Genomic DNA, 26,455 nt, shown 5'->3' on the forward strand with positions numbered 1-26,455 from the left:
CATGACCGAAACCCAGACCTATGACATCATCTCTGCAACCGTCTGGGCCGTGCTTTTGGCTTCGGGTCCGGTGCTGGGGGTGGCGCTGGCGATTGGTCTGGTGATCGCGTTTTTCCAAGCATTGACGCAAATTCAGGAAATGACGCTGACCTTCGTGCCCAAGATCGTGATGATCTTTGTCACCCTGCTGGCCGCGACGCCGTTCATGTATGCCACGCTGAAGAACCTGTCAGATACGGTCTTTGACCTCGTGCAGAACGGTGGGCTGTGAGAGCGCTTTGGCATATGGCCCGTGCGGCGCTGCTGGGGGCGGTGCTTGCCACCCCTGCCCTCGCCCAAGGCTGGGGGTCGTTCTATGAGCCATCGCAGAAAAACGCCGTGACCAAGACAGCCCGGACGCTGGCCGCCAAGGGCGGGCCCGAAGGCGTCTGCATCCGTGAAATTCTGGCGGCACAAACACGGCACGGCATCCCCGACAACCTGCTGCTGGCCATCGGCCTGCAAGAGGCAGGCACCCGGCGCAACGGACATTTCACGGTCTGGCCCTATGCGGTCAACGCGGCGGGGGAAGGGCGGCTGTTTGACAGCCGCAATGCCGCGCTGGATTGGATCGCCGAGCGGCAGGCGAGTGGCATCCGCTCCATTGACGTGGGCTGTATGCAGATCAACATGCGCTGGCACCCGGATGCGTTTGACAGTCCCGCCCAAGGGTTCGATCCGCGCGTAAACGTCGATTACGCCGCGCGTTTCCTCAAACGGCTGCACCGCCGCACGGGCAGTTGGATGCAGGCCGCCGGGTCGTATCACTCCTTTGAGCCTGAGTTCCGCGACACCTACCTCGACCGTCTGCAAAAGAACATCTCTGCCGCCAATGCGCGACTGCCGGAGTTTCAGGCGCTGGCCAGTGCCAGCCCCGTCGCCACGCGTCCGCGCAAGGCCACGCGCAGCACGTCGGGCAGCTATGACCGGATGGCGGCCAAGGCCACATGGGGCGCGCAGATCGGCGGGGCCGAGAACGCGCGCCGGTCGCTTTATTCAGCCCATGAGATGCAGCCCGTCCTGCCACAGTTCACCACCGTCCACGCGGAGGATGCGGGATGAGCACGAAACCGAACTCCATAATGCCGCAATGGCGCATGTTTGGCGCAAATAAAGACGTCAGCTTTGCCGTTGGCATGTCGCTAGTACTGGCGGTCCTGTTCCTGCCGCTGCCGCCGATCTTGCTGGACTTCGGGTTGGCGCTGTCACTGTCGCTCTCTGTGCTGATCTTTATGGTGGCGCTCTGGATCCCTTCACCCTTGCAGTTCAACTCTTTCCCGACGCTGCTGCTGGTCACCACCATGTTGCGCCTGTCGCTTAACGTGGCCTCAACCCGGCTGATCCTCAGCGAAGGCCATGCCGGTCTGCACGCCGCGGGCGATGTGATCCAGGGCTTCTCCAAGTTCATCGTGGCGGGCAATTTCGTCATCGGTGTGGTGATCTTTGCCATCCTCGTCATCATCAACTTCGTCGTGATTACAAAGGGGTCGACCCGTATCGCCGAAGTCGCCGCCCGCTTCTCGCTGGATGCGATGCCGGGCAAGCAGATGGCGATCGATGCCGATATGGGCGCAGGGCTGATCGACGAAGACGAGGCCCGTCGCCGCCGCAAGGAACTGGAAGACGAAAGCGCGTTTTTCGGGGCGATGGACGGTGCTTCGAAATTTGTGCGCGGCGATGCGGTAGCGGGGCTGATTATCACGCTGATCAACGTCATCGGTGGCATTCTGATCGGTGTCGTGCAGCGCGGCATGGGCGTGGGCGATGCCTTTAACGTCTTCACCTCGCTGACCATCGGGGACGGGCTGGTCAGCCAGATCCCGGCGCTGGTGGTGTCGCTGGCTGCGGGTCTGATCGTGACCAAGGGCGGCACGCGTGGCGCGGCAAACGAGGCGGTCTTTGACCAGCTGTCGAACTTCCCCAAGGCGCTCTATATGGCAGCGATGCTGTTGTTCGGTATCGGCCTTCTGCCGGGCTTTCCGCTGCTGGTCTTTGCCTTGCTGGCCGCTGCCATGGTGGGCTTGGGCGTGGTGATCCAACGCGGCGCGGCGGAGGCGGCAGAGGCCAAGGCACAGGCTGATGCAGAGGCCCAGAAAAAGCAGGACATGCCGGAGGTCGACAGCAACCCCATGCACCTCGACGAGTTGCGGCTGGTGCTGGGTGAAGGGCTGGTGGCGCTGGCCAACCGTCCCGACGCGGTGTTGCCGAGCAAGATCAAATCCCTGCGCAAACATTTCGCCGAAGAGTTCGGTTTCCCCATGCCCTCGGTGCGGATCAAGGACGATGTAAGCCTGCCGATCAACAGCTACTCCTTCCAGATCCACGGCGTTGATGTGGCCAAGGGCGACATCCGCGCCAATCAGATGATGGTGATCAACCCCGAAGGCGCGCCGCTGCAACTGCCGGGTGAGGCCACGCGCGAGCCGACGTTCGGGCTCGATGCGCTTTGGGTCGACAGCAAGGTCGCCGATCAGGCCGAGGCCCAGGGCTATACGGTGGTGGACCCCGAAAGTGTCATCACCACGCATCTGACCGAAGTGGTGAAAGAAAACATGTCCGAACTGCTCACCTACGGCTCGGCGAAAGAGGCGATTGAGGGGCTGGACCGGAATTACCAAAAACTGGTCAACGATCTGCCCGTCCCCTCCCCCGCCATTCTGGTGCAGCAGGTCTTGCAGGAACTGCTGCTTGAGCGCGTCTCGATCCGCAACCTGCCGCTGATCGTCGAGGCGATGGCCGAAGCCACGCGCCAAACCTCCAAACCCGCGCTGGTGCTGGAAAACGTGCGCCGCCGTCTGTCGAGCCAGATTTGCCAAGGGCTGTCCGATGGGCAGGGCTTCGTGCCGGTTATCACCCTGTCGCCCTCATGGGAGGCCGAGTTCATCGACGCGGTCAAAATGGTCGGCGATGATCGGACATTCGTCATGTCGCCTAAACGGGTGCAGGAGTTCGTCTTGCAGGCCCGCCAGCAGATCCAGCGCTTCGCCTCTGAAGACAGCTGGCCCGCGCTGATGGTGAACCCCGAGGCGCGGTCCTATGTGCGCTCCATGTTAGAGCGGGTCAGCCCGATGACGCCGGTCATTTCCAACGCCGAAATCCACCGCAAGGTGTCACTGCGGACCGTCGCCACCATCGGGGGCTAGGGATGGACCTGTCCGCCCTCCTGACCGACGCGCTGATGGGATACTTCGTCGTCTTTGCCCGCATCGGGAGCGCGCTTTTGTTCATGCCGGGCTTTGCTGAGACCTCTGTCCCAACGCGGCATCGGTTGTTCTTTGGTCTGATCCTGAGTGCTGCGCTTTATCCGGTTACGGGCCTTGGCCCGGTGGCCGAAGATCGCCCCGGTGCTCTGTTGTTGATCTTTGGCTCGGAAATCACCGTGGGACTGTGGATCGGGCTGGTGGCGCGCACGCTGCTCTCGGCGCTGCAATTCGCGGGCTATCAGATGGCCCTGATGTCGGGGCTGGCCAATGCCTTGGCACCGAACATTGGGGCCTTTGAGGGGGCAACAAGCATGGCCGCGATGCTGCTGATCGGGGCGACGGCGCTGATCTTTGTCACCGACCTGCACCACCTGATCATCGAGTCGTTGCTGATGTCCTATCAGGTTTTTATCCCCGGCACTTTCATGCTGGCCGATCTGACCGATCAGTTTGCCCGCGCCACGCAGGTCAGCCTCTACCTCGGCCTGTCGATCGCCGCGCCCTTCTATGTGGCGGGGCTGGTGCTCAACGTCGGCATGGGTCTGGCGAACCGTATGATGGCGAGCCTTCAGGTCTTCTTTATCGCCCAGCCCTTGCTGATCGCCGCCGGGTTGGCCTTGATGGTGCTGGCGGTTCCGACCATGATGCGGGGGTTTTTGGAGCCATTCGCGGAATGGCTCACCACCTACGGGTTCTAGGCCATGTCGGAAGAGGACAAGAGCAGTAAGACCGAAGAGCCGACGGAGAAAAAGCTCCGCGACGCGCGCAAGAAAGGCGACGTGCCCCAATCGCGTGAGACCGGCACGGCGATGCTGGTTTTTGCCTTGCTGCTGATCCTGATCTTCGTGCTACCCAGTTCGATTGGCGGCATTGTCGAGGCGCTGCAGGGCCCGCTGCTGGAGGCGGGTGTCACCGCCATCGGCACCGGCGGCACCGGGGTGGTCGAGGCGGGACAGGTGCTGAAATCGCTGGGCTTTACGCTCGGCCTGGCGATGATGCCGGTGGTGGGGATCATGGTGCTGGCGGCCCTCTTCGGCGTATTGATCCAAGGTGAGACCGTGGTCGCAGCCGAGCGGATCAAGCCGAAGATTTCCAAACTGAACCCGCTGTCGGGGTTCAAACGGCTCTTCTCAGCCGAAGCCTTTGTCGAATTCGCCAAGAACACGGCCAAGGTGCTGGTGATCGGCTTTATCACCGTCTGGGCTGTGCGGGATATTGCGCAGTCTCTGGGTCAGACGCAGGCCTTTGTGCCTGAGACTTTACTTGATGCCACTTTGCAAAAGGTGCGCTGGATTTTCCTTGTGACAACCACCTTCCTCATCCCCATTGCTATCGCCGACATCATTTGGAAACGCGCGCAGTGGAAGAAGAAGCAGATGATGAGCCTCAAGGAAATCCGCGACGAGCATAAGGACAGCGAGGGCGATCCGCAGATCAAGGGCCGCCGGGCCGAATTGCGCCGCGCACGCGCACGCCAGCGCATCGCGCAGGCGATCCCGGGCGCCAGCGTGGTCCTGACCAACCCGACCCATTACGCCGTGGCGCTGAAATATGAACAGGGCGTGGATGATGTGCCGGTCTGCGTGGCCAAGGGCGCCGATGTGATGGCGCATCGCATCCGCGAGCTGGCCAAGGAACACGACATCCCGATGATCGAAAACCGCCCGCTGGCCCGTGCGCTACATGCAGCGGTGGAAGTGGATGACCGTATCCCAATGGAACATTGGCAGGCGGTGGCCGAGATCATCGGCTTTGTCATGGATCTGCGCCGGAACGTCCGTCGCAAACCGCCTGCAGGGTCGTCGATCCGCGAGGATTAACCCCTGCCCGCTTAACGTAGGCGCAGCCCTTCGAGGTTGCGGTCGGCGGGGAGTTTGGAGCGTTCCAGCAGGATTTTGGTGATCAAACGTGCGCGGACAAGGCTGAACGAGCCCATGATCTGCGCGGCATCGCGTTCAGGCATGGCACCGATCACCTGCACGGCGGTTTCCACGTCGATTTCATCCATGATGCCCGCCGCCACCTGTGGCTTCATGTTGCGGTAAAGCTCAACCAGTTTGGTCATGTCCTGATTGTTGGCCTCTTCGATCACCTTAAGCTGCGCGCCGATCTCGTCGCGCAGACTGGCCAGCCGGGTCTGCTCGGCCTTGAGGCTCTGTTCGGCGAGTGCGAGCTTGGCTTCACGGTCGGCAATCGTATCGCGTTGGTCTTTCAACAGCGCACGCTCTTCGGCGATGGCCTCGGCGATCAGATGGCTCGGCTCGCACATGCCGCTTTCGCCCGGGGCGCTGGCGTCATAGCTGGGCGGCGCGGGTGCGGCGGCCAGCTCAATCGGAACCGGAGGGGTGTCGCCGGGCGTCTCGGCGATGGCCATCATTGGCATGAACTCAACCGTGAGCTTGAGCACGCCAGCGACGCCAAGGCCAAACAGCGCGATCTTCGGCAGGGAGATACGGCTCATTCCTTACGCTCCTTGGTGATGTCGAAAAAGGTGCGGACCAATTCGGATTTGCCCTGAACTGCCGCCTGCCCGCGCACTTGGGAACGCCCCTTCAGGCGCGCGGCACGCATCTGTGCCGGGCTTTGGCCTGCCGGGGCAGGCTCAGCCGCGGCTTGGCGGGGCTGTGGGGTGTCACGCTGCACAGGCGGCTCGGCACGTTGAACCTTGGTGCTGAGGTCGCGCAGGTCTTCGACCGACCGGGCCGATTGATCGACGGCAGTGGAAAAGGCGCCAACCATCGGCTCCATCTCTTTCAGGGTCGCCATCAAGGCGCGGACCCGGCGATCAAGGATAAAAGCATAGACCAGCGTGCCAACCAGCAGCACGATGATGAGGATATCAATCAAGGCCGGCATCATCGTCGCTGTCCTCCTGATTTTCCTTAGGGAGCAGGGATTGGATCACGCGCAGCGCCAAGGCACCGTTGCTGCGCTGGCCAAAGGCGGCTTGAAACATCGGTTGCGCGTTCACCATGCCAACCACGGGGGTATCGACCGTCATGCCCAGATCAATCACCTGACCGGGCTTCCATTCCAGCACTTCGCGCAGCGGGATCGTCACCTCTTGAAGCACCCCGGTGATGGTCACCGTGGTGCTGGAAATCTGGCTGTTCATATCCTTGCGCGCGTTGCTGTCGGTGGGCGAACGGCCGCCAAGGAAGGGCTGCGCCAGCTGCGCGCTGACCTCGTCCAGCGTGCCATAGGGCAGCACCAAGGCCATATGTCCACTGCGGTCTTCGAATTGCAGATGCATCCGCACCAACACCGTCGCGGTGCGCGGGGCGGCCAGCATGACTGACCGGGGATTGGATTCCAGCGATTGGATGTCGAATTTCACCGGGCTGACATCATGCAAGCAATGCGCCAAACCTTTGAGAGAGAGCTCCGCCAGCCTGCGGCCCAGTTTCTGCTCAATCGCGGTCAACCCGCGCGGCTTCCATTCTTGGCTCGTGGCACGACGCCCGCCGAGCATGATCTCCAACACCGAAAACAACAGGTCCGGCTCAACCACGCAGGCAATCTGGCTGCCCCAGCCTTCCGCATTGGCAATGGCGATGAGCGAGGACGGTTGGATTTTCTCCATCGCGTCCTCATAGGGCATATATTCCAGTGAGGTGAGTTCGATCTCCGGTGCGACGGTGCAGTAGGATTTGAGGTCAGGCACCAGTGCCAGCAACAGGCGGTCGATGATGATCTCAAGCGTGGGCAGGCGCTGGAAGCTTTCCCGCGCCTGACGGATCATCGTCTCTTCGAGGTTCATCGCATCGGGGGAGGCCGCTGTCGTCATTGCACCACCATATCGGCAATCAGGATTTCATGCGGTGCGTCGGTGTGGCCCACCGCCCGCGCCCGACGCAGCAGTTCGGTCTTCAGCATCGCCAGCCCATAGCTGCCAGTCAGATCGCTGACATGCAACTGCCGCAGGAAATCTTGGAAACTGTCGCGCAGGTAGATCTCACGCGCGATCAGACGGTCAGCGCCTTCGACGGTCTCATCATAGACCATCAGCATATTAAGTTTGAGAAACCGGCTGGTCTGCCCGCCTTGCGGCCCGGTGTCGGTGACGTTGACGATGATCTCAGGGAACGGCATGACCGGCATCTTCACTTCGGTCTTGGGCTTGCCGCCGTGCCCGTCGTCAGCCGCTTCTTCGGCATGGGCGCTGTCGGCGATCTTTTCTTCGGTCTCATCCCCGCCCAGCCCGGCCATTTTCAACAGATCAGAAGGGCCAATGGCGAGCGTCACCCCACCTACGCCAGCAAGAAGGCAGAGCAAGACGACAGCAAGGATAGCAAGAAGCTTTTTCATTCTTTCACTCTTAGTCGGATCCCGCGCAATGCGCCATATGCAAGAACAAATACATCGCTAAACAAGCTTTATTGCAACAGAAACCTGTTTATTTATCAGTTCTCACAAGTATAAATCGATATATGCTTGCATAGTGACGACCGAGCGGGGAATGCTCGGCCTATCCAACCGAGTGAGGGCCCGTGAATCAGATCGTTGAAAACCTTAAGGATTTAGGTCCAAAGCGGCTGGCACTTCTGGGCGGCATCGGCTTGGCGATCACCGCGGCTATTTTTATCGGCGCGCGGACCATCCTCGCCCCCACCTATGTTCCGGTTTACAGCCAGCTTAGCCCCGGCACCGCGTCGCAGATGATGCAGACGTTGGAGCAAGCAGGTCTGACGGTCGACCTGTCACGCAACGGCGATACGATCTCGGTTGCGGAAAACGACATTGCCCGCGCCCGTATGGCGCTGGCCGATGCGGGGCTGCCCGGCGAAGGCGTGCCGGGTTGGGAGATTTTCGACAATATGTCCGGCATGGGGATGAACTCCTTCATGCAAAAGGTGAACCGGCTGCGCGCGCTCGAAGGCGAGTTGGCCCGGTCGATCCAAACCATCAGCGGCATCAAGGCCGCACGGGTGCATCTGGTGCTGCCCGAACGCGCCGCCTTTTCGCGCAGCCGCGCCGAGGCCAGCGGCTCGGTCATCGTGCGATCGCAGGCCAATGCCAGCATGACACGTCGACAGGCGCAGGCGATCCAAGCGCTGGTGGCCTCTGCCGTGGCGGATTTGGAAGCGCAGAATGTGACCGTCCTGTCGGCCTCGGGTGAGACGATCTTGGCCAAGGATGAGGGTGGCAGCTCTGACTTCTCTCTCCAAGGTCAGCGCAGCATGATCGAAGAGCAACTGGCGCAGAAAGTTGAATCCATTCTCAACGCCCGCGTCGGGCCCGGCAATGCCCGCGTGCGCGTCAGCGTCGATCTGACCACCGAGCGAGAAGTCCGCGTTTCCCGCACTTTTGACCCCAGCCAGCAGGTCGCCCGATCCATCGAAACCCGCGTGCGCAACTCCAATGAAACCGATCCGGCGGCGGCCACGGTGGATGTGGCCAACAACATCCCCGACGAGCTGCGCGACGATGCTGGCGGCGGCGCGGGCCAATCCACCCGTTCTGAGAATGACGAGATCATCAACTATGAGATCGGCTCGGTTCAAAGCGAGATGGTGCGCGAGCCGGGCGATATCGAGCGTATCTCGGTCGCCGTTCTGGTGAACGGCAGCTATGGCACCCTGCCCGATGGCTCCGAAGGGTATATCGAGCGCAGCGAAGAAGAAATGCAGCGCCTGAGCCAATTGGTCAGTACCGCTATCGGCTTTGACCAAGCCCGTGGCGATCAGGTGCAGGTCGACAGCCTTCAGTTCCTTGATTTCGACTCCGAGTTCAGCAGCCCCACGGGCCGTGGCTTGGGCGCGGTGCTGGCAGATAACGCTATGACCATCCTGCGCTCGCTCTTTGCCCTGGCGTTGGTGGCGATCATTATGGTCCTTGGTGCCCGTCCCCTGCGCATGGTGCTGGACGCCACCCTGCCCCAGCCCGCGCTGGCTGGCGCTGGCGCAGATGCAGCCCTGCTGGGTGGCCCTGAGGAGGATACCGCCCCCAAAGCGCTGACCGGCGGCACCCAGAAAGAGACCCCGCAGAACCGCCTGCCCACCCCGGTAGGTGCCCAGAGCGGCGCGGTCCTTGGCCCGATGGATGAGATGCCCCGCGACATGGTGCAACTGGCCTCTGTCGAAGGCGCGGTCCACCACAGTCAATTGCGCGCCGTGGCCGAACTGGCCGAGGACAATGCCGATGACGCCCTGCGCGTACTGGGCGAATGGCTGGCAGAAGGGGATGATCTGTGATCACCACCCTGAAGCTTCAGAATTTCGACGAAGACGGCAAAAGCAAGCCGCAGGATCCTTCGCTGCCCACGCCCGAAGAGATCGAGGCGAAGGTCAAGAAGGCCCACAAACAAGGCCATATTGAAGGCTATCTGGCCGGGGCCGACGCAGGCCGGGCCGAGATGCACCAGACCATGCAGGCCGAACATGCCGTCATGGCCGAGAAACTGGCGCAGGAACTGGCGCGGCTCTCGCAGGCCATGCAGGCCCATCAGGAGGCGTTGGTGGCGCAGATCGTAGGATTTACCCTGCAAACCTGCGAGATCGTCCTCCCCGAAGTGATCGAACGCCTATCCACCGCGCGGGTGAAAAAGACGGTAATCCAATCGCTCAAGATGGCCATCGGATCGAGCCACATCAAAGTGCGCCTATCGCCTGCTACACTGGAGCAGATCGGCCCCGAACTGCGCCAACGCGCGATCTATTACAAATGCGACAGCGTGCTGGACGTGCGCGCCGATCCCGACCTGCCCGATGGTGATGCCCGGATGGAATGGGACCACGGGAGTCTCGACTACGGCTTTAAAAAGATATGCGACCGCCTGCTCGCCGAGTTGCGCGACACACATGAGCGGGCGCTGAAAGCACAAAAGGAGAAGGACGGAAATGGATAAGCCTGACCTGCAATCGCCCAAAGACGACGTCGACGCCGCAGAGGGCAAAGCGCCCGACGCCGCGCCCGGCACCAGCCAGCAGGACCAGCCGCGCGCTGACGCCTTCGGCAATACCGCCAGCGCGGGCAGCGCTGACGCGGGGGTCTTTCCGCAACTTGACACCGAGGATTCGCGCAACGCCCTCGCCCCTCGCCCTGAGGCCGGAGGGGCTGGGATCAACGCGATGCTGAACGTCGGTCTCGATGTGCAGATTGTACTGGGCCAAGCCCGGATGCCGATCTCGCGACTGCTGGAACTGACCCGCGGGTCTATCGTGGAACTGAACCGCAAAATCGGCGCGCCCGTCGACCTGATGGTCTCTGACCGTCTGGTCGCGCGCGGTGACCTTGTGAAGGTCGGCGAAGACCGGCTGGGCGTTTCGCTCACCCAGATCGTCAAGGATTATGTCCCTGACTGACCTCCCCTCCCCGCGCCCCAATGCGCCGGGCCGTCTGGGCCTTGCCCTGCTGGTACTTCTGGCCAGCAGCGGCATGGCTATGGCCCAAGACGGGGGCTTTCTAAGCACGCTTTCGGATGTGATCGGGGATACCGCCCCCGGCAGTGATGAAAACGCCAATCTCTCTGGCCGGATCGTTCAATTCATCGCGCTGGTCACCGTGCTCAGCATCGCGCCGGGGCTGTTGGTGGTGATGACCAGCTTCACCCGCTTTGTGATCGTTCTGTCGATGCTGCGCTCGGCCCTTGGCCTGAACCAGACCCCGCCCAATATCGTGCTGACCTCGCTGGCGCTGTTCATGACCTTCTTCGTCATGCAGCCCGTGTTCGAGGACGCCTATGAGGCCGGGGTGCAACCGCTTTTAGAGAACGCCATTGCCGAAGAGCAGGCGCTGGAGCGTATCGCAGCCCCGTTCAAGAGTTTTATGTACGTCAACACCCGCCCCGAAGACTACGCGCTGTTTTTGCGCATCGCCCCGGCAAACGAAGAGGCCGAAGAGACCCCCATGCCTGAAACGGCTGAGGAAGCCACCTTTCGCCATCTTGTCCCTGCCTTCATGATCTCGGAACTGCGCCGTGCCTTTACCATCGGCTTTCTGATCTACCTGCCCTTTGTCGCCATTGACCTCATCATCGCCTCGGTCTTGATGAGCGCGGGCATGATGATGCTGCCGCCTGTCCTGATCTCCCTCCCGTTCAAGGTTATCTTCTTTGTGCTGATCGACGGTTGGTACATGCTGGCCGGATCGCTGATCGAAAGCTATGTGCCGCTTGCCGGTGGCTGACCTGCACTGAAAGGATTTATCCATGTCGACCAATGCCCTTTCCAAAACCCGCAGAAAGCCCATATCGGTGGAGGATCTGAACGGTCCCACCAAGGCCGCCATCACCTTCCTGTGCCTGGGAGAGCAGACCGGTTCGGAACTTATGCAAAAACTCGGCACCGCCGAGATTGAGCGCATCACCAGCGCCATGACCCGCCTAGGCCCAATCCCGTCGGAGGTCGTGGAACATGTGCTCCGCGAGTTCACCCAAAAGGTCGTCAGCGGTACCGGTTCGGTCGTAGGCTCGATCTCAACGGCAGAGTCCATGCTGCGTAAATTCATGCCCGAGGAGCAGGTCACCAGCATTCTGGAAGGGCTCAAGAACAGCGAGCGCGAAAACGCAATGTGGCGCGGCTTTGGTGCGCTGGATGAGACGGTGATCGCCAATTATCTCAAGGGCGAGCATGATCAGACCGCAGCGGCGATCCTTAACAACGTTGAGACCAGTGTGGCGGCCAAAGTGCTGCCCTTGCTGGGACCGGAGCGGATGCAGGACATCGCCGAACGCATGATCGCCATGGAGGCCGTGCCGCTGCATATGATGCAGCAGATCGAAGAGACGCTGAAGCAGGACATCCTTTCGAACACGATGCACACCAACTCGGTCGAGACACATCAGCGCATGGCGGATCTGTTCAACCAGTTGGATGTGCAGGCCTTTGAGGAACTCTCCGGCGCGCTGGACGCGCGTATTCCGGATGCATTCCAAGCCATCAAACAGCGCATGTTCGTCTTTGACGATCTGTTCAAACTGCCCATGCAAGACTTGGCGCAGGTCATGCGCGGGCTGGATGGGGCGACCCTGCCGATGGCAATGCGCGGGGCCAAGAAAGAGCAGCGCGATCACCTGATGGAATGCCTACCGCAACGCTCGCGCCAGATGCTAATGGATGAAATGGCCGCCACCGGCCCGGTCCGGGGCCGCGATGTGCGCGCCGCTCAGGCCGCGATGGTGGAATATGCCAAGAGCCTCGCCGATGAAGGCGTGATCGAACTGCCCTCGGCAGCCGATGACGACGAATTCATCGAATAGGGTGGATCAGCGGTAAATGCTGGAGGCGCTGTAGCCGCCGGTGATCGTGGGGATATTGATGGTGATGGCGGTAAAGCTGCTGCCCTGCCCGATAGAGACGGCCCCCTGCATCAGGGAAAGAACCGTGCTGGACGCGGATGAAACCCCTTCGACAGCGTCGTAAATAGCTGAGAAACGGGAGACGAGCTTGTCGACCTCAGCAGGGTCTTTCAGCTTTTCGATGTCGAATTTCTGCTCGAAAAGCGCAATCTGGCGGTCAAGATCGACCTTGATCGCCTCGTTCGGGAGGCCAAGTGCGCGGCGCATGAATTTGCCCAGATCGGCGTCTTTTAAGACGTCGAGCCAGCTGTTAATTTCTCCGGCCTTTGACTTGAACTCCAGAGCGATGCGGGCACCCTCGTTATCTTCACCGGCAGAGTTGAGCACGATCCGTTCTTTGAAACGGTCAATAACCTCATCCTGCCAGCCGGTTCTGTTGAAGTTGAAGCTCCGCCCGCCACCGGGAGCAAAGCCCAAAGTGTCGTACATCTCTTTGATTTTAGGATTGCTAAGGCGGTTCACGAGGGCCGAAGGCTCATCGGAATTGCTTTCAAGCACCTTACGGATCATCGCCTTGCCAAAAATTTGATCTTCGAGATCAAAGGCGCGCATGACGAATGTATAGACTTCGGTATCGGCGACAAACTCCTTGGCGGATTTGATATCGCCGATCCGTTCTTTAAAGGCTTCAATCTGCCGGGCGTTCAAAGCATCGTTGGCGACGAGGTCGAGCTGTTTGTCACGCGTTGCGTCAAACAGCTTGACCGCCACCTGTGTGCTCATGCCGCCCAGCGAGATCATGCGTGCGCAGCCTCATGGCTTGGCGCCGGGGCGATGGGGCGCAGCTGCATCAACTCGGTTTCGTATTTCAAAACCGCGCGCAATTCGCTCATAGCTTTGTAGAAGTCGGCCATGGAGACGAAGTTTGCCGCTTCCATGATCCGGCTGCGCATCTCAGCGCCAAAGCAGCAGGCAAGATCGGCCAGGCCCTGCTGAATCATTGGCAAGATTTGATCGCGGGTATCGGGACGGATCAGCGCCGTTTGCACCAAGAAATAGACCTTGGAGACGGGCGTGGATTCCGCATCCGGCTTCAACAGATCGGATTCGCGCACGATGTCGGCGCGGTTTTCGACCGTCAGCGCTTGGCGGCGGTCACCGTTGCGGATGACACAGCCATTCACGACAACGCGTTCACGGGGGCGAAGGGTGAGTTTCAGCATCTCACACCTCCTTCATCTGAGGTGCGGCCTGCCCGGCCAGACCGGCGGCGATATTGCCGTTGATCTCAACCAGACCGGCCAGACGCCCCTCGCCAGCCATCAGCGCGGTACTGTGACGGTCCACCCAAAGTGCGATGGAAATGAGCGAAGCTTTCAGCCCGTCGGGCATCTTGTTTTCCGGCTCAGACAGGTCATGGCGCAGGGCTGACCAGAACCGTTGATTTTCGTAAATTGCGTCGCGCAGACCGGAGGCGAGGATGTTCAACCGCTCGCTCTTGCTCTCAGTCGCATCAAAGCCTTGGCCCTTCTCGGCAAGGTCATGTGTGACGCGGCTTAGGATGCGGCGCTCGATCTGCCGCGGGGTTTCGCTGTCGCGAATGGTTCGTTTGTATGCTGCCAGCCCCATAGGAATTCTTCCTTGTTTTTATATATTGCTGCCTGCCAACCGCAAATTCTGAGGCGGTTGGACCGGGGCCAAAGCGCTAGGCTCTGGCCCCGAAAACCCTAATCCTTAACGGAACAGGCTCAGGATGTTCTGCGGTGCCTGGTTGGCGATCGACAGGGACTGCGATGCCAGCTGCTGCTGAACCTGAAGCGCCTGAAGACGGGCGGCTTCTTCTTCCATATTGGCGTCAACCATCGCGCCAACACCGGTGTCGAGGTTATCGGAGAGCTTAGTCAGGAATTCCTGCTGACGCTCGATCGACTTTTCGGCCTGACCCAGAGTTGTAGCGGCACTAACGGAAGCAGTTTTGGCTTCATCGGCCTCCGTCAGCACTTGCGCAAGGAAAGCTTCACCGGTGGTGGCGTTGCCCGCGTTCGTCGCAAAACCTGACGCAATCAGGGCAAATTGCTCGCGCTGACCGTTCAGGTCAACCGGGGAGACGCTGATCTTAGTCGTGCTCAAAGCGCCATCAGAATCACGGCTGATGCCGCTTACGACTTGACGCGGGGCTTTCGCGCCGCTGGTGCCGTCCGTGATCACACCAGTTGCAGCATCGATCGTTGATGGGGCCGCCGCGGACCCGTCCGTTGCTGTGCCCTCTGCGTTGACCAAGTCGTCGCCGTTAAATGTCGACTGCGAAATGATCGCTGTCATATCGGCCACAAGACGGGTCAGGTCGGCTTCGATTTCGGTCAGACCCCCCTTGTTTTCTTGGGCGAATGCAACCTTGTCACGGAATTCCGAAGCAAGCTCGGAGAACTGCTCAGCGCCAAGGCGCGCAGTCGCGACAGAGTTCTTGGTCAGCGTCAGGCTCTCATTCACGGCTTTGGTCATGCCGCTGTCGCCCTTCAGGGTTTCGGAAATCGCAAAGTATGCCGCATTGTCCTTACCGGAAGAAACTTTAAGGCCAGTCGAGATACGGTCTTGGGTTGTACCAAGGTTCGAATTGACGTTCCGCAAAGTTGCGAGAGCGTTCATTGCGGAGGCGTTTGTGTTGATCGAAGACATGTTCTTATTCCAGACTATTCTAGTTCGTTATGTCGTCTTTCTGACAACTGCGGGGCGAACCCGCTTGATTACGTTTTTACGTGAAAAACTGGCAACATTGAGGCAATTCAGAAACTTTTGTCCACCGTTGTCATCAGTGTTGCGCGGTTGTCACGTTTAGCACCGCTTCGGCCGTAAATACCTGCAATGCTGTGCTTTTCCCGGATTCCGGAAACTTCATTGATCATCTCTGCCGTGGCTTGGCGGGCCAATTGCAGGTGGTGATGATCGCGCGCAATCAGAACTTTTAGATCGCGCAATTTATCTTTGCTGACCGCTTCGGGGTCGTGGCTGAGTTGCTCTTCCAACACGGCGGTGAGTCGGGCTTTTTCGCTGGCAAACTCGACCAATTGATTGAACGCCCCCCCCTCGACCGCGGCGATTTCGCGGCGCAGCAGATTGCCCAATGCATCCACGGCGGCGAGTGCTTTGCGCGGATCGCTCATCGGTTGGCCCCCGTTTGATAGCGCTGCATCGCGGTTTCAATGCTGCGGGCAATTCCGGTGCTGTTCTGCTCGGCGATGCTTTCGCCGATCGCGTTGGACAGAAAGCTGCGCCAAGTCTCCTCGGCATGGCCACCACCGAAGCTGCCGATGTCCACGGTCGAGAGCATTTCATCGACCATCTGGCCGAGGAACATCGCCTCAAACTCTTTCGCCGATTCGGCTGTAACTGCATCGGCCTGCGTTGGTGCAGCTTTGGCCGACGGGGTTGGCGCGGGGATTGGGAAAGACGGAAATTCCATGACCTGCCCCTTAAATAATCTCAAGGTCAGCGTGCAAAGCGCCCGCCGCCTTGATGGCTTGAAGGATGGAAATCGTCTCGGTTGCGCCAACGCCGATGGCGTTTAGCCCATCGACCAGACGTTGCAGACTGACCGACCCGTCGATGACGGCGAATTTCGCGTCTTTCTTTTCGACGCCGACCGAGGAGTTCGGCACCACCACGGTGGTCCCGCCGATCGACAGTGATTCAGGTTGGCTAACGTTGAAATCATCGCGGACCGTGACCGTCAGACCGCCTTGGCTGACCGCGACGCGGTCGATACGGACATTCGCGCCGATGACGATGGTGCCGGAGCGTGCGTCGATCACCACTTTGGCGACCTGATCCGGCTGAACTTGCAGCGGCTCGATCAGGGCCATGGTCTCCATCAATGATCCCTTGCCATAGGCGGATACGGTGATGGTGCGCGAATCGATGGCGGTGGCGACCGGGCCCATGGCTTGGTTAATTGCCGCTTCGACCCGCTGCGCGGTGACGAAATCGGCGTTGCGCAGGGCCAGTTTGATGCTGGTCATCTCGCTGAAATCAAAGTCGACCTCACGCTCGACGATGGCACCGTTGTCGATCCGTGCGCCTGTCGGCACGCCTTCGACGATGGAGGCGTTCAGCCCTTGCGCCGCGAAACCGGCGACGGCAATCGGACCTTGAGCGACGGCGTAGATCTCGCCATCGGCGGCGGTCAGGGGGGTCACGATCAAGGTGCCGCCGCGCAGGGACGAGGCATCGCCCAGGGAGGACACGACCACGTCAATGGTGCTGCCCATCCGCGCGAAAGGCGGCAGGGACGCGGTGACCATGACGGCGGCGGTGTTGGCCGTGCGCATCTGGTCTTCGGTCAGGTTGCCGATGCCGAGCCGCTCTAGCATGCCTTCGATGGCGCGTTCGGTGAAAGGCGCATTGCGCAGGCTGTCGCCCGTGCCGTTCAGCCCCACGACCAGACCGTAGCCGACCAATTGGTTCGACCGCACGCCTTCGACGGTAACGATATCCTTGATCCGCACCTGTGCAGCCGCCGGCGCGGCAAGCGCGAAGGTGAGGCCGATCAGCAGGAGTTTAAACAAGGCGTTCATGGGGGGCGGTTCCGGTTAAAGGTAGTTCAAGAAAGACAGACGCGAGAGGCGGGCGGTGACGGCAAAGCTGGAATCGAGTTGGTTCTGCAATTGGGTTAACCGAGTGGCCGCGTCGTATTGATCAACGCCTTCTAGGTTCATGACCTCTCCGTCGAGAAAGAGCGCCCGGCTTTCTTGGGCCGAGATCGTATCAGCCAGTTGCCCACGCTTCAGGCCGGTCTGGGTTTCGAGATCAGTCAGCCCTTCGAGCCCCGCGCCGATGGCGCTTCGGGCTTCGGTCAGCCAAGCATCGCGAGCGGCCTCATCAGGGATATCACTGGGGTTAAACGCGCTTAGCATAGCCAGCCCGCGCATCAGATCGCGGATCGCAGGATCATTGGCCTGCGCGCTTTGGGTTAGGGTCTGGGTCTCAGACGTGCGCGAAGTCAGCGGCGGATTGCCCGTGGGCGCACCGTTGTAGAAAGTAGTCTCAAAATTATGGTTAGGATTGGCGGAGGTGTCACTAAAACCTGCTTTGAGATCAGCGATCGCGCGCTGCACATCCGCCAAATTTGTCGGCGTTCCGCCGATCATCTGATCAACCGCCGCTGCCGGGGTTTGCCCAGTTCTAGGGTTGATCTCGTCCCAAGCTTGCAAAGGGTTCGTATCGCTGCGCGTGCCCGACATGAGAAAGCCCGAACTGTCGCTGACAGCCGCACGCTCCAGAACCCGGTCCAGCGCCGAGCGGGCCGCCTGCGACAGATAGCTCGCCGAGAGCCCTCCGGCGTTATCCGAGGTGAAGGCCTGCTCAAGCACGTTCTGCCCCACATCGCGCATCGCGCCAAGCGAGGTTTCCACCGCGAGGAAGCGCCGATCCAGCAGTGCGTTGGAGGTTAGGAAACCGTCATTGCGGGTGATCTGCATCCGGATGGCAATGGCATCGGCAGAGCGATGGCCCAGATCGTCATAAGGGTTGGCCTTGAGCCCGGTTGTGACCTCTTTGGACACGTCCGAAATCTCGGCAGCGAGGCGGCTGGTCTGCTCGCGCTGGCGCAGGCTTTGCAGGGCGGTGGAAACGGTGCGGGAAATCTCAGTCATGTTATCCTCACACGCTGGCCAACAGGGTATCGAGCATATCGCTCAGGCTGCTCAGCACTTGCGAGTTGGCACCATAAGCCTGTTCGATCTCCAGAAGCTTTTGCAACTCGGTGTCGACGTTGACACCCTCCAAACTGCTGCGGTTGTCCTCAAATGTGATAAGACGTACGCGGGCGGTCTCGGCCCGGGCATCTGCGCCGACGCGCAGGGTGTTCTGCTGGCCGACCATGTCAGCCGCGAAGTCGCCTAGACGTGCGTTGCTGCTGAGGCCGGTGGCCGCGTCAAAGGTGAAACCCGTTTCCAGAATATCCACGAAAGCGTTCAACTGCGTCGTATCGCCCGGCTCTCCGGGGGTGGTGGCCCCGGCCCCGTCGCGCAAACGCCAAAGCGCGCCGCCCTTATCGGGCTGCACACTGTTGTTGATAGAAAGCCGCCCGGCCAGCCCGTCCAACTGTGCCGCATCAAATGCGCCACCCGCATCGGTGAAAAGCCCCGGTTGCCCTGCCCCGACCGAGGCGTCAGCGATCTCAAAACTTTGCACCAGCCCGCGCGCCAGTTCGTCCAGCTGCAGCTTCATCTGCGGCAGATCATTGGCGATCAACCCACTTAGTCCGGCAAGACGTCCGCTGTCAGACCCGCGTGCGGTGACGCGGCCCGGTGTGATGTCGACATTTCCAGCCATCAGCGTGCCGGTTTCACGATTGGCAGTCAGCCGCACAGCGGTATCGCCATGCACCAACTCGGTGCCACCAGTGGTGTGCAGGGTCAGCGATCCGTCCGATTCCCAGCGGCTTTGGAAATCCATCTGCGAGCCCAAAGCATCAAGGCGGCGGTTCATCTCATCCATCAGCCCGCCGGTGCCGGTCGCGTCGGAGCCGGCAGTGCGCAGGCGTTCGTTCAGCTCGGCAATATCGGCCAGCGCGGCGTTCACCTCGGCGACGCTCGTGGTGAAACTGTCCCCGGCCTGCACGCGGCTGGCCTCAAGCCCGATGGCGGCCTGATTGATGCTGCCTACCAAGGTCTCAGTCCGCGACAGCAGGTCATTCTGTGCGGCGGGATCGGAGGGGTTGTTAGCCAAGAGATCAAGGCCAGCCTGAAACTCGGCCAGACGGGCGGCGGGGGAAACCTCATCGCCGGGCTCACCCAGAGTGATCAGATAGCTTCTGAGGATCTCTCCGGTCACCGAAGCTTGGCCCAGTTCTGCCGAGGCGTTGCGCGACATGCCCGCAAGACGCTCATCTACCTGTCGCGCGATACGCAACTCGACCGCCCCGCCCTTCCCGCTGGTCGTTACCTGCGCGGCTTCGCGGCGGGCGTAGCCTTCGGTCTGCGCGTTGGCAATGTTGCCCGCAACAAGGCTGGCACGACCTTCCGTCGTGCTCAGACCGCTGCGGGCAATGTTAAAGGCAGAGGAGATGCTCATTCATATACCGGATTAGCGTTTGATACTTAGCGTTTCACTCAGCATCTCGTCACTGGTGGTGATGATCTTGGCGCTTGAGGAATAGGCCCGCTGCGTCTGGATCAGGTCGGTAAGCTCCTGTGCGATATCCACATTGGAACCTTCGAGCGCGCCGCTGTTAATGCTGCCCAGACCGTTCAACATCGGATTGCCGAGGCTGACCGCACCGGAATCGCGGGTGGCGATATAGGCGTTCCCATCGATCGAGCGCATCTGATCGGGGTTGGCAACATTGGCAAGCGGCACTTGGAAGAGCGCGCGGCGCTGACCGTTGTCAAAGACACCGTAGAGGATGCCGCTGTCGCTCATCTCGGCCCGTTCAAGGCTGCCGGTCTCAGTGCCGTCATCGGCGAAAGCGGGGGGGGTGTAATCTCCGGAAAACTGGGTCATCCCCGCAAAGGTGCCGGGCGCGCCAAAGTCGATCTCGAGCATTTGCGGCGTGCCGCCATTGGCGATCGAAAGGGTCACAACGCCAGTCGCGGGATCAATCGGCAGGGTGCCGGGGGTGTAGCTGCCGGGGCTACCTGCGTTCACGCCGCTGTCGGTAAAGTTCACCGTCGCATCGCCATAGTTGATGCCCGCCTCATCGGTGATGCTGACCGTCCATTCATTGGCAGTCGCCCCCGGGGTCCAAGACAGGTTCAGCGCGTCGCTGCCGCCCAGTTGGTTGACGTAGCGCAATGTCGATGCAAAAGCTGTGCCGGTGGTGCCGGGGCCGGTCTCCTGCGCGGGTACATTGCCCGACACGCCGACGCGCGTGCTGGGCGTGCCCTGCACCTGATAGCTCGCCACATTGACGGTGCTGAGGTCAGTAAAGCTGGTGCTGCTGACGCTCCCGGTTGCCCCGGTTGCATCGGTGGGGAAGCCCGACAGGAAATAGCCCGCAGAGTTGCGTAGGTTGCCGTCCTGATCCGGGGTAAAGGAACCAGCACGGGTCATGTAGTAATTCGACTCGACGGGGTCGTTAGGGTTGCGTGACACCACGAAAAAGCCGTCGCCCTGCACTGCCAGATCAGTGGAACGGCCCGTCCCCATGATATTGCCGTTGGCCGAGATATCGGCCCGTACATCCGTCAACACACCCGCTTGGGTCGACCCGGTATTCTGGGTCACAAACTCCGCAAAGGTCCGCCGATAGCCAACCGTATTGGCGTTGGCGATGTTGCTAGAGATGTTCTGGACGCGGGAGGAGTTGGCCTGCAACCCGCTGACCCCGATTTGAAGGGCGCTTGTAATGCTCATGACGTGATCCTGCTCGTTCTTGTTATTCTTGACTTATACATGAGAAAGCCGATTCTTCATGCTTAACGCAAGAATAAAATTTGCATTTGATATTTATGTCACTGACTTTCCTTGACATCCGTCACTTTTGTCACGGCATCAAGGATACGGTCTGCGCTCTCCATACTCAGCCGCATCACGTCTGATCCCAGCGGCCCCTCTTCGGCGGGGCGCGCGCCGAGCCCGGTGGCGATCTCGGCCCAGCCGGGCAATTCGGCGAGCGACGGGAAGGCCGTCGCGGCCTGCGCAACGGTCTCACTATCTCCCACCTGATAGGCGGCGAGGGTCAGGCGTGTGGCGTCGGCAAAGGCGAACTGCTGGGGGTGCGTCTCCCACATCTCAAGGAACGCCAGCCGGGCCGAGCCCCATTTTCCGGTCTCATAAAGGGCCACGGCCCGACTGCGGCGCAGGTCCATGTCCTGGGCGCGCAGGCGCAGGGCGGCCAATTCATCCGAGCGCCCGGCCCGCGCCAAAGCCTCGACCAAAAGCGCTTCGGCCTCGGCCCCCTGATCGTCGGCAAAGCCGCTTAGCAAATCCACGGCTGCATCCGCCTGACCGCCCGCCAAGAGCGCGCGCGCCTCGCCGCGTCGCAGATCAGCCAGAAGCGCCGCGTCCGGGGCATTCGCCCCGACCCCTTCCAAGGTCTCAGCCATCTCACGCAGAGCGCGAAATTCCCGCGCGGCAAGGGCTGTCATACCCGTGTCCAGCAGGCGCTGCGGAACGGCCATGGCGTGGCTGACAAAGCCAGGATCGAAGCGCCAGCGGGCGCTGATGCGGGCATGCCCTTCAAGAAAAGACCCAAGGTCAATCTCACCCGCCGCCCCTGCTGCGTAGAATGCGCCATAGATGCCCCGAGCGCGTGTAAGCAGCGCTTCAACCTCTTCCTCAGAGGCATCGCGTTTCAGATTATGTAAGGCCCATAAGGCGGTATCCGTTTCGCCCTGCTCTGCCGCGATGTCCGCCAACAGTGTCACACCCTCGCGTGCCAAAGCATCCCCGCCCCAGCTCCAACGCGCGGCTTTGAGCAGCGACAAAGCATCCTCCGATGGCAAAGTATCAGTCTCACGCCCCATCCGCACCAAAGCCAGCCGCGCGCGCTGCGCAAAGGCGTCGCGGCCCTGTGCGGCTTGGACATACCCTTCAAAGGCCATTAAAAAATCGCCGGAAACCTCTGACGCGCGGGCGAGCAGGAAGCGATAGGCCGGGCCGTCTCGCAGCTCAGCATGTTTGGGAAACTGCGCGGCCAGAGCCTGCGCCACGTCCCACTCCTCCGCCGCCAAGGCAGCCTCAAGCAGGTCTGGCAGAACGGCGGCTTGGATGGCGGGCGATAGCGCGCCGAGGCCCTCAACGGTTCGCGGCATCAACCGGGCCGCCTCATCTGCAGCCCCCAGTCGGGCAAAAGCCGCCGCCCGGAGAGCCTGCCCCTCTGCCCATCCCACGGACCACGACACCGCCTGCCCTAGATCACCACTCTCGCCCGCGTCATCCTCCAGCAAGGCCAGCGCAAGGGTCAATGTTCGGTGACGCCGCGCGGCGTCATCGGTGAGGGTTTCGTTATCGAGCGCCGCCAGAAAGCCTGCCGCCTCGGGGCGCATCATCCATGCAAGGTGCAGTTCCGAAAGGTCCAGCAGCACCGCTGCCCGCGTGGGGCCCTCCGGATCGGCCGCCGCCAGAAGCTGCATCATCAGCGTTTCACGGGCGGCAAGGAAATCCACTTGTCCATGTTCTACCAAGGACAGAGGCGCAAAGACAGAACCTTCCTCCCCCGCCACCGGCGCGGCCCAGATCAAAGAAAGACCAAGAACAATGTTGTGCAGATGCTTCATTCTATGGATAGTTGCACTTTATTCTTGTAAAGATCCATTCTTTATTTCACACTGATCTTCAATAAAGTCACGCCATCCTTGCCAAAACTGAGGCCCGCCATGACGGAAACCAGCCATATCAGCATGTCGCTGGCGACTTCTTTGCAGCGACAGCTCGACATCACCGCCAACAATATCGCCAACGCCAGCACCGCGGGCTACAAGGGCGAGCACGTTGTGTTTGAGGCGCTGTTGCAGGACAACACAGCACTGGGCGACGATCAGGCAGCTTTCGTCAGCGACACCGGCTCTTACATCGACACCCGTCCCGGCGCGCTGTCACAGACCGGCAACCCGCTGGACGTGGCCCTGCATGGTGAGGGGTGGTTCAGCTATCAAACCGCCGAAGGGCAGCAGGCCTATGGCCGCGATGGTAGCTTTACCATCGACACACAGGGCAATCTGACACTGCTGTCGGGGGCCAAGGTTCTCGACGCGGGCGGTGCGCCGATCCAACTGCCGACGGAAGGATTGGGTGACATCAACATTTCCGAAGACGGCACCATCTCAGGCAGCGCGACCGGCCCGCTGGGTCGCATCGGCGTCTTCGATATCCCTGAAATTCAGGCCTATAAGCGCCTCGGCGGCGGCATGTTGGTCGCCCCTGAAGGTATGGCCAAACCGGGCGTGGCTGAGACCGTGCAGGTGCGCCAAGGCACGCTTGAGCTGAGCAACGTCAATCCGGTGCGCGAGATGACCCGGCTGATCGACGTGCAGCGCGCCTATGAGCGGACAAATACAATGATGGGCAATGCGGACGACCTGCGCCGCGACTCGCTCAAACGGATCGCGCAGGCGGTCTGACCCCGACATCCGTGAAACGGAAGGAACGAGACAATGAAGGCACTTAGCATCGCCGCGACCGGCATGATGGCGCAGCAGACCAATGTCGATGTGATCTCGAACAACATCGCCAACGCGAACACCACCGGGTTCAAGGCCAGCCGCGCCGCCTTTCAGGATCTGATCTATCAATCCATGCAACGCGAAGGCGCGCTGACCTCTGAGGCGGGCTCGACCCGGCCCGTGGGAATCGACATCGGCATGGGCGTGCAGACCGCTGGCACCGTACGGCTGAACACTCAAGGCGGCATGGTGGCCACCGAGAACCAGTTGAATGTCGCCATCGACGGACGCGGTTATTTCTCGGTTACGCTACCCGATGGCAACCAAGCATTCACCCGCGACGGGTCGTTCCAACTGTCCCCTGAAGGTGAGATCGTGACCATGCAGGGTTACCGGGTTGAGCCGGGGCTCGTCGTGCCGGAAAACACCACAGCGGTTGAGATCAACGAACAGGGCGTCGTCATGGCCTATGTTGAAAATGACCCCATTCCGGTGGAGCTCGGCCAGTTCAGCCTGACCACATTCGTCAACGAGCCGGGCATGCGCCCCGTGGGCAACAACTTCTTGCTGGCGACCGAAGCCTCCGGCGAAGCGCAGGTGGTGAACCCCGGCGATCCGGGTGCGGGGATGATCCGGCAAGGCTATCTGGAAGCCTCTAATGTGAATGTCATCCAGCAGATCACCGATCTGATCTCGGCGCAGCGCGCTTATGAGATGAACTCCAAATCCATTGAGACCGCAGACCAGATGCTCTCGGCTGCGAACCAAATCCGCTAATGCAACGGCTCGCCGCTCTCTTCCTTGGCCTGATGGCGCTGACGGGCCCTGCCCTGTCGGCCCCTGTCGGCGTGCTGGTCGAAGAACGCGCACGCGCAGATTACGCCGACAGCCTGCCGCAGGATGGCGAATTCGAGATCACGGTCAAGGACGCCCCCGCCGACGAGGTACTCACCCTCGCCGAGTTCTGGATGGACCCGCGCAGCGGCAAGTTTCTGGCCAATGCCGTGCTGGAGACGGGCGAAGTGCAGCGGATCGCGGGCTATGCCCTTGTTACCATGCCCGTCCCCGTGCCTGTCAGCCGCCTGCTGCCGGATGACATCATCATGGAAGACGACCTGACCGTCATGCGCCTGCCGGTGGGCCGGATTGGTGCCTACGTGATGACCGACTTGGAAGAGGTCATTGGCAAGCAGGTGCGCCGCGTCTTGACGCCGGGCCGCCCGATCCAAACCCAATCCATCATCCAGCCACTGGTTATCAACCGGGGCGAGCGGGTGGAGATCTATTTCAGCGACGGGCTTCTGGCCCTTTCCTCTCCGGGGCGCGCGCTTGATGACGCGCATGAGGGACAGGAAATCCGTATCGTTAACCTTGTCAGCAACAAAACGGTCACCGGCATCGCCACCGGCGAAGGGACCGTGGAGATCATTCGATGACCACCGCTTTCGCGCGCCCCACTTTTTTGATGTTCGGCGCGGCCTTTGCCCTGACCGCCTGTGATACCGCAGATCACTTCGACCGTGATCCGCAGCCCTCGCCGATCGTGGTGGATGGCCAAACCATCCCCGAAGTGGCCCGCGTGCAGGTGCCGATGCCCGCCGTGGCGATGGAGCCGCCGCGCCGTGGCAGCGCCAAGGCCTCGCTCTTTTCAGCCCGTAGCCAACCGCTGTTTTCAGATCAACGTGCCGATGACATCGGCGATATCGTCACCGTCGTGATCTCCATCGACGACCGGGCGCAACTGCGCAATTCGACGGACCGGGAGCGCGAAGGGGCAAGCTCGGTCGGATTCCCGACATTCTTTGGCTATGGCGCGAAAATTGCCGCAATTCTGCCCGGAATCAGCGCCTCCGATTTGCCAAGCGGCGATATTGTCGAGGTCGGCTCGGCCTCTGAGGCAAGCGGTTCTGGTGCCATCACGCGCAACGAGAGGATCGAGTTGAAGGTCGCCGCGCTGGTCATCGACAAGCTTCCCAACGGCACGCTCGTCGTCGCGGGACGTCAAGAAATACTGGTTAATCAGGAGTTGCGTGAGCTGCGCATGGCCGGGATCGTGCGCCCTGCCGACATCCGGGATGATAACACCATCTCTTATGACAAGATCGCCGAGGCCCGCATCGCCTATGGCGGTCGCGGCACGCTTTCACGCGCCCAAGAGCGCAGCTATGGCGAAGACGCGATGGATGTGATCCTGCCCTACTAATTCCTGACTTGGTCACAATCTGAGACCATTGCCGTCGCAATCGACCTTTAAACCTGAGGGCAACTCAGGAAAGGTCGAACATGAAAAAGGCAGCAATCGCATTCGTAGCGCTCCCCTTGCTTTGCTTGGGCGCAGGCTATGGCGCCGGTCTGGCCCTTGCCCCTACCCCGGCCGAAGCGGCGGGAACGGAAGTTGATGAGAAAGCCGCCCACGGGGCGGAGGAGACGCTAAAGGACGCAGCCCACGCGCCTGAAACTGACGCACATGGCCAAGACGGCGAAAAATCGGCCAAAGGCGAAAACCAAGAGCCGATGGACAGCTATGAACTGGCCAAAGACCGCACGGTGGTGCGTCTCGGGCAGATGACGATTCCGGTGCAAAAGACCAACAGCGTGTCTTACGTGGTTGCGGATTTCGCGCTCAAGATGGGATCGCTGGAACTGGCTGAACGCTACCGCCGCGTAGAAGATGCGACACGTATGCGCGATTCACTTCTGCAAGCGATGAACCTTGCCGCCGAAAGCGCCGTGTTGCGCGGCGTGTCCATCGACAGCGAAGCGCTGTCGCAGCTTCTGCGCGATCTGATCAGCAAGGAGCACAATGGCGTCGATGATGTGATGTTCGTCTCACTCTACAAGCAGGATGTGGCCCGGCTCTGACCCCGGGCCGC

Annotated in this window: 30 protein-coding genes; 15 read left to right on the top strand and 15 right to left on the bottom strand. The window is 61.0% G+C overall.

Going from position 1 to position 26,455, the window contains the following annotated elements:
* Position 1: 1 nt before the first annotated feature.
* Genes fliQ through flhB form a run of 5 tightly spaced genes read left to right on the top strand, consistent with a single transcriptional unit; the run spans position 2 to position 5,062 of the window.
* Positions 2 to 271 carry a flagellar biosynthesis protein FliQ gene (gene fliQ / locus K3759_RS12690; protein WP_067630399.1) on the top strand — a complete coding sequence of 90 codons (270 nt, stop codon included), beginning with the start codon at positions 2 to 4 and terminating at the stop codon, positions 269 to 271.
* On the top strand, positions 268 to 1,101 hold the full coding sequence (locus tag K3759_RS12695; RefSeq protein WP_259982292.1) for a lytic transglycosylase domain-containing protein: 834 nt from the start codon (positions 268 to 270) through the stop codon (positions 1,099 to 1,101). The genes fliQ and K3759_RS12695 overlap by 4 nt, the downstream gene beginning before the upstream one ends.
* The gene (flhA, locus tag K3759_RS12700) at positions 1,098 to 3,182 is read left to right on the top strand and encodes a flagellar biosynthesis protein FlhA (protein ID WP_259982293.1); all 2,085 of its coding nucleotides are present in this window, start codon (positions 1,098 to 1,100) and stop codon (positions 3,180 to 3,182) included. The genes K3759_RS12695 and flhA overlap by 4 nt, the downstream gene beginning before the upstream one ends.
* A gap of 2 nt (positions 3,183 to 3,184) precedes the next feature.
* Positions 3,185 to 3,940, top strand: a complete 756-nt coding sequence (locus K3759_RS12705; protein ID WP_243261226.1) for a flagellar biosynthetic protein FliR — start codon at positions 3,185 to 3,187, stop codon at positions 3,938 to 3,940.
* 3 nt (positions 3,941 to 3,943) lie between these two features.
* Entirely contained in the window at positions 3,944 to 5,062 is a 1,119-nt protein-coding gene (gene flhB / locus K3759_RS12710) for a flagellar biosynthesis protein FlhB (RefSeq protein WP_259982296.1), read from the top strand.
* A gap of 11 nt (positions 5,063 to 5,073) precedes the next feature.
* On the opposite strand, the gene K3759_RS12715 is transcribed toward flhB, so the two are convergent.
* The 4 genes from K3759_RS12715 to K3759_RS12730 are packed head-to-tail and all read right to left on the bottom strand — an operon-like array spanning position 5,074 to position 7,550.
* Positions 5,074 to 5,703, bottom strand: a complete 630-nt coding sequence (locus K3759_RS12715) for a MotE family protein (RefSeq protein WP_259982298.1) — start codon at positions 5,701 to 5,703, stop codon at positions 5,074 to 5,076.
* Positions 5,700 to 6,101: a flagellar motor switch protein gene (locus K3759_RS12720; protein ID WP_259982300.1), complete on the bottom strand. Its 402-nt coding sequence runs from the start codon at positions 6,099 to 6,101 to the stop codon at positions 5,700 to 5,702. The genes K3759_RS12715 and K3759_RS12720 overlap by 4 nt, the downstream gene beginning before the upstream one ends.
* The gene (locus K3759_RS12725; RefSeq protein WP_259982302.1) at positions 6,082 to 7,029 is read right to left on the bottom strand and encodes a flagellar motor switch protein FliM; all 948 of its coding nucleotides are present in this window, start codon (positions 7,027 to 7,029) and stop codon (positions 6,082 to 6,084) included. The genes K3759_RS12720 and K3759_RS12725 overlap by 20 nt, the downstream gene beginning before the upstream one ends.
* Entirely contained in the window at positions 7,026 to 7,550 is a 525-nt protein-coding gene (locus tag K3759_RS12730) for a flagellar basal body-associated FliL family protein (RefSeq protein WP_259982303.1), read from the bottom strand. Before K3759_RS12730 ends, K3759_RS12725 begins: the two co-directional genes overlap by 4 nt.
* A gap of 182 nt (positions 7,551 to 7,732) precedes the next feature.
* Here K3759_RS12730 and fliF point away from each other — a divergent pair, with 182 nt between their 5' ends.
* The 5 genes from fliF to K3759_RS12755 are packed head-to-tail and all read left to right on the top strand — an operon-like array spanning position 7,733 to position 12,441.
* A complete protein-coding gene (gene fliF, locus K3759_RS12735; protein ID WP_259982305.1) occupies positions 7,733 to 9,436 on the top strand; it encodes a flagellar basal-body MS-ring/collar protein FliF in 1,704 nt (567 codons plus the stop codon).
* On the top strand, positions 9,433 to 10,089 hold the full coding sequence (locus K3759_RS12740; protein ID WP_259982307.1) for a FliH/SctL family protein: 657 nt from the start codon (positions 9,433 to 9,435) through the stop codon (positions 10,087 to 10,089). The genes fliF and K3759_RS12740 overlap by 4 nt, the downstream gene beginning before the upstream one ends.
* The gene (locus K3759_RS12745; protein ID WP_243261233.1) at positions 10,082 to 10,546 is read left to right on the top strand and encodes a FliM/FliN family flagellar motor switch protein; all 465 of its coding nucleotides are present in this window, start codon (positions 10,082 to 10,084) and stop codon (positions 10,544 to 10,546) included. Before K3759_RS12740 ends, K3759_RS12745 begins: the two co-directional genes overlap by 8 nt.
* Positions 10,533 to 11,369 carry a flagellar type III secretion system pore protein FliP gene (gene fliP, locus K3759_RS12750; protein ID WP_259982308.1) on the top strand — a complete coding sequence of 279 codons (837 nt, stop codon included), beginning with the start codon at positions 10,533 to 10,535 and terminating at the stop codon, positions 11,367 to 11,369. The genes K3759_RS12745 and fliP overlap by 14 nt, the downstream gene beginning before the upstream one ends.
* A gap of 22 nt (positions 11,370 to 11,391) precedes the next feature.
* Complete coding sequence (locus tag K3759_RS12755; protein ID WP_259982310.1) at positions 11,392 to 12,441, top strand: flagellar motor switch protein FliG; 1,050 nt, start codon at positions 11,392 to 11,394, stop codon at positions 12,439 to 12,441.
* A 6-nt stretch (positions 12,442 to 12,447) separates the two neighbouring features.
* Here K3759_RS12755 and K3759_RS12760 read toward each other — a convergent pair whose 3' ends face one another.
* From K3759_RS12760 to K3759_RS12810, 11 genes are all read right to left on the bottom strand, one after another.
* Positions 12,448 to 13,281, bottom strand: a complete 834-nt coding sequence (locus tag K3759_RS12760) for a DUF1217 domain-containing protein (protein ID WP_259982312.1) — start codon at positions 13,279 to 13,281, stop codon at positions 12,448 to 12,450.
* The gene (locus tag K3759_RS12765) at positions 13,278 to 13,703 is read right to left on the bottom strand and encodes a flagellar biosynthesis repressor FlbT (RefSeq protein WP_259982314.1); all 426 of its coding nucleotides are present in this window, start codon (positions 13,701 to 13,703) and stop codon (positions 13,278 to 13,280) included. Before K3759_RS12765 ends, K3759_RS12760 begins: the two co-directional genes overlap by 4 nt.
* 1 nt (position 13,704) lies before the next feature.
* On the bottom strand, positions 13,705 to 14,109 hold the full coding sequence (gene flaF / locus K3759_RS12770; protein ID WP_259982316.1) for a flagellar biosynthesis regulator FlaF: 405 nt from the start codon (positions 14,107 to 14,109) through the stop codon (positions 13,705 to 13,707).
* A gap of 105 nt (positions 14,110 to 14,214) precedes the next feature.
* Entirely contained in the window at positions 14,215 to 15,156 is a 942-nt protein-coding gene (locus K3759_RS12775; protein WP_259982317.1) for a flagellin, read from the bottom strand.
* Between the two features lie 107 nt (positions 15,157 to 15,263).
* Entirely contained in the window at positions 15,264 to 15,641 is a 378-nt protein-coding gene (locus tag K3759_RS12780) for a hypothetical protein (RefSeq protein ID WP_259982318.1), read from the bottom strand.
* Entirely contained in the window at positions 15,638 to 15,940 is a 303-nt protein-coding gene (locus K3759_RS12785) for a rod-binding protein (RefSeq protein ID WP_259982320.1), read from the bottom strand. The genes K3759_RS12780 and K3759_RS12785 overlap by 4 nt, the downstream gene beginning before the upstream one ends.
* Positions 15,941 to 15,950: 10 nt before the next feature.
* Positions 15,951 to 17,051: a flagellar basal body P-ring protein FlgI gene (locus K3759_RS12790; protein WP_259982321.1), complete on the bottom strand. Its 1,101-nt coding sequence runs from the start codon at positions 17,049 to 17,051 to the stop codon at positions 15,951 to 15,953.
* A gap of 15 nt (positions 17,052 to 17,066) precedes the next feature.
* Positions 17,067 to 18,128: a flagellin gene (locus K3759_RS12795; protein ID WP_259982323.1), complete on the bottom strand. Its 1,062-nt coding sequence runs from the start codon at positions 18,126 to 18,128 to the stop codon at positions 17,067 to 17,069.
* Between the two features lie 7 nt (positions 18,129 to 18,135).
* Positions 18,136 to 19,551 carry a flagellar hook-associated protein FlgK gene (gene flgK, locus K3759_RS12800; protein ID WP_259982324.1) on the bottom strand — a complete coding sequence of 472 codons (1,416 nt, stop codon included), beginning with the start codon at positions 19,549 to 19,551 and terminating at the stop codon, positions 18,136 to 18,138.
* 12 nt (positions 19,552 to 19,563) lie between these two features.
* Positions 19,564 to 20,832 (bottom strand): flagellar hook protein FlgE, encoded by a 1,269-nt coding sequence (locus tag K3759_RS12805; RefSeq protein WP_259982326.1) that lies wholly within the window; start codon positions 20,830 to 20,832, stop codon positions 19,564 to 19,566.
* A 98-nt stretch (positions 20,833 to 20,930) separates the two neighbouring features.
* Positions 20,931 to 22,697: a hypothetical protein gene (locus K3759_RS12810; protein WP_259982328.1), complete on the bottom strand. Its 1,767-nt coding sequence runs from the start codon at positions 22,695 to 22,697 to the stop codon at positions 20,931 to 20,933.
* A 99-nt stretch (positions 22,698 to 22,796) separates the two neighbouring features.
* On the opposite strand from K3759_RS12810, the gene flgF reads away from it, so the two are divergent.
* From flgF to K3759_RS12835, 5 genes are all read left to right on the top strand, one after another.
* Positions 22,797 to 23,540, top strand: coding sequence for a flagellar basal-body rod protein FlgF (flgF, locus tag K3759_RS12815; RefSeq protein ID WP_259982330.1), 744 nt, complete (start codon positions 22,797 to 22,799; stop codon positions 23,538 to 23,540).
* Between the two features lie 33 nt (positions 23,541 to 23,573).
* Positions 23,574 to 24,359: a flagellar basal-body rod protein FlgG gene (flgG, locus tag K3759_RS12820; RefSeq protein ID WP_259982332.1), complete on the top strand. Its 786-nt coding sequence runs from the start codon at positions 23,574 to 23,576 to the stop codon at positions 24,357 to 24,359.
* Positions 24,359 to 25,018 (top strand): flagellar basal body P-ring formation chaperone FlgA, encoded by a 660-nt coding sequence (gene flgA / locus K3759_RS12825; RefSeq protein WP_259982333.1) that lies wholly within the window; start codon positions 24,359 to 24,361, stop codon positions 25,016 to 25,018. Before flgG ends, flgA begins: the two co-directional genes overlap by 1 nt.
* Positions 25,015 to 25,785, top strand: coding sequence for a flagellar basal body L-ring protein FlgH (locus tag K3759_RS12830; RefSeq protein ID WP_259982335.1), 771 nt, complete (start codon positions 25,015 to 25,017; stop codon positions 25,783 to 25,785). The genes flgA and K3759_RS12830 overlap by 4 nt, the downstream gene beginning before the upstream one ends.
* An 80-nt stretch (positions 25,786 to 25,865) precedes the next feature.
* A complete protein-coding gene (locus K3759_RS12835) occupies positions 25,866 to 26,444 on the top strand; it encodes a hypothetical protein (RefSeq protein ID WP_259982337.1) in 579 nt (192 codons plus the stop codon).
* The last annotated feature ends 11 nt before the right edge of the window (positions 26,445 to 26,455 follow it).

Source organism: Sulfitobacter sp. W027 (assembly GCF_025143985.1).
GTDB lineage: Bacteria > Pseudomonadota > Alphaproteobacteria > Rhodobacterales > Rhodobacteraceae > Sulfitobacter.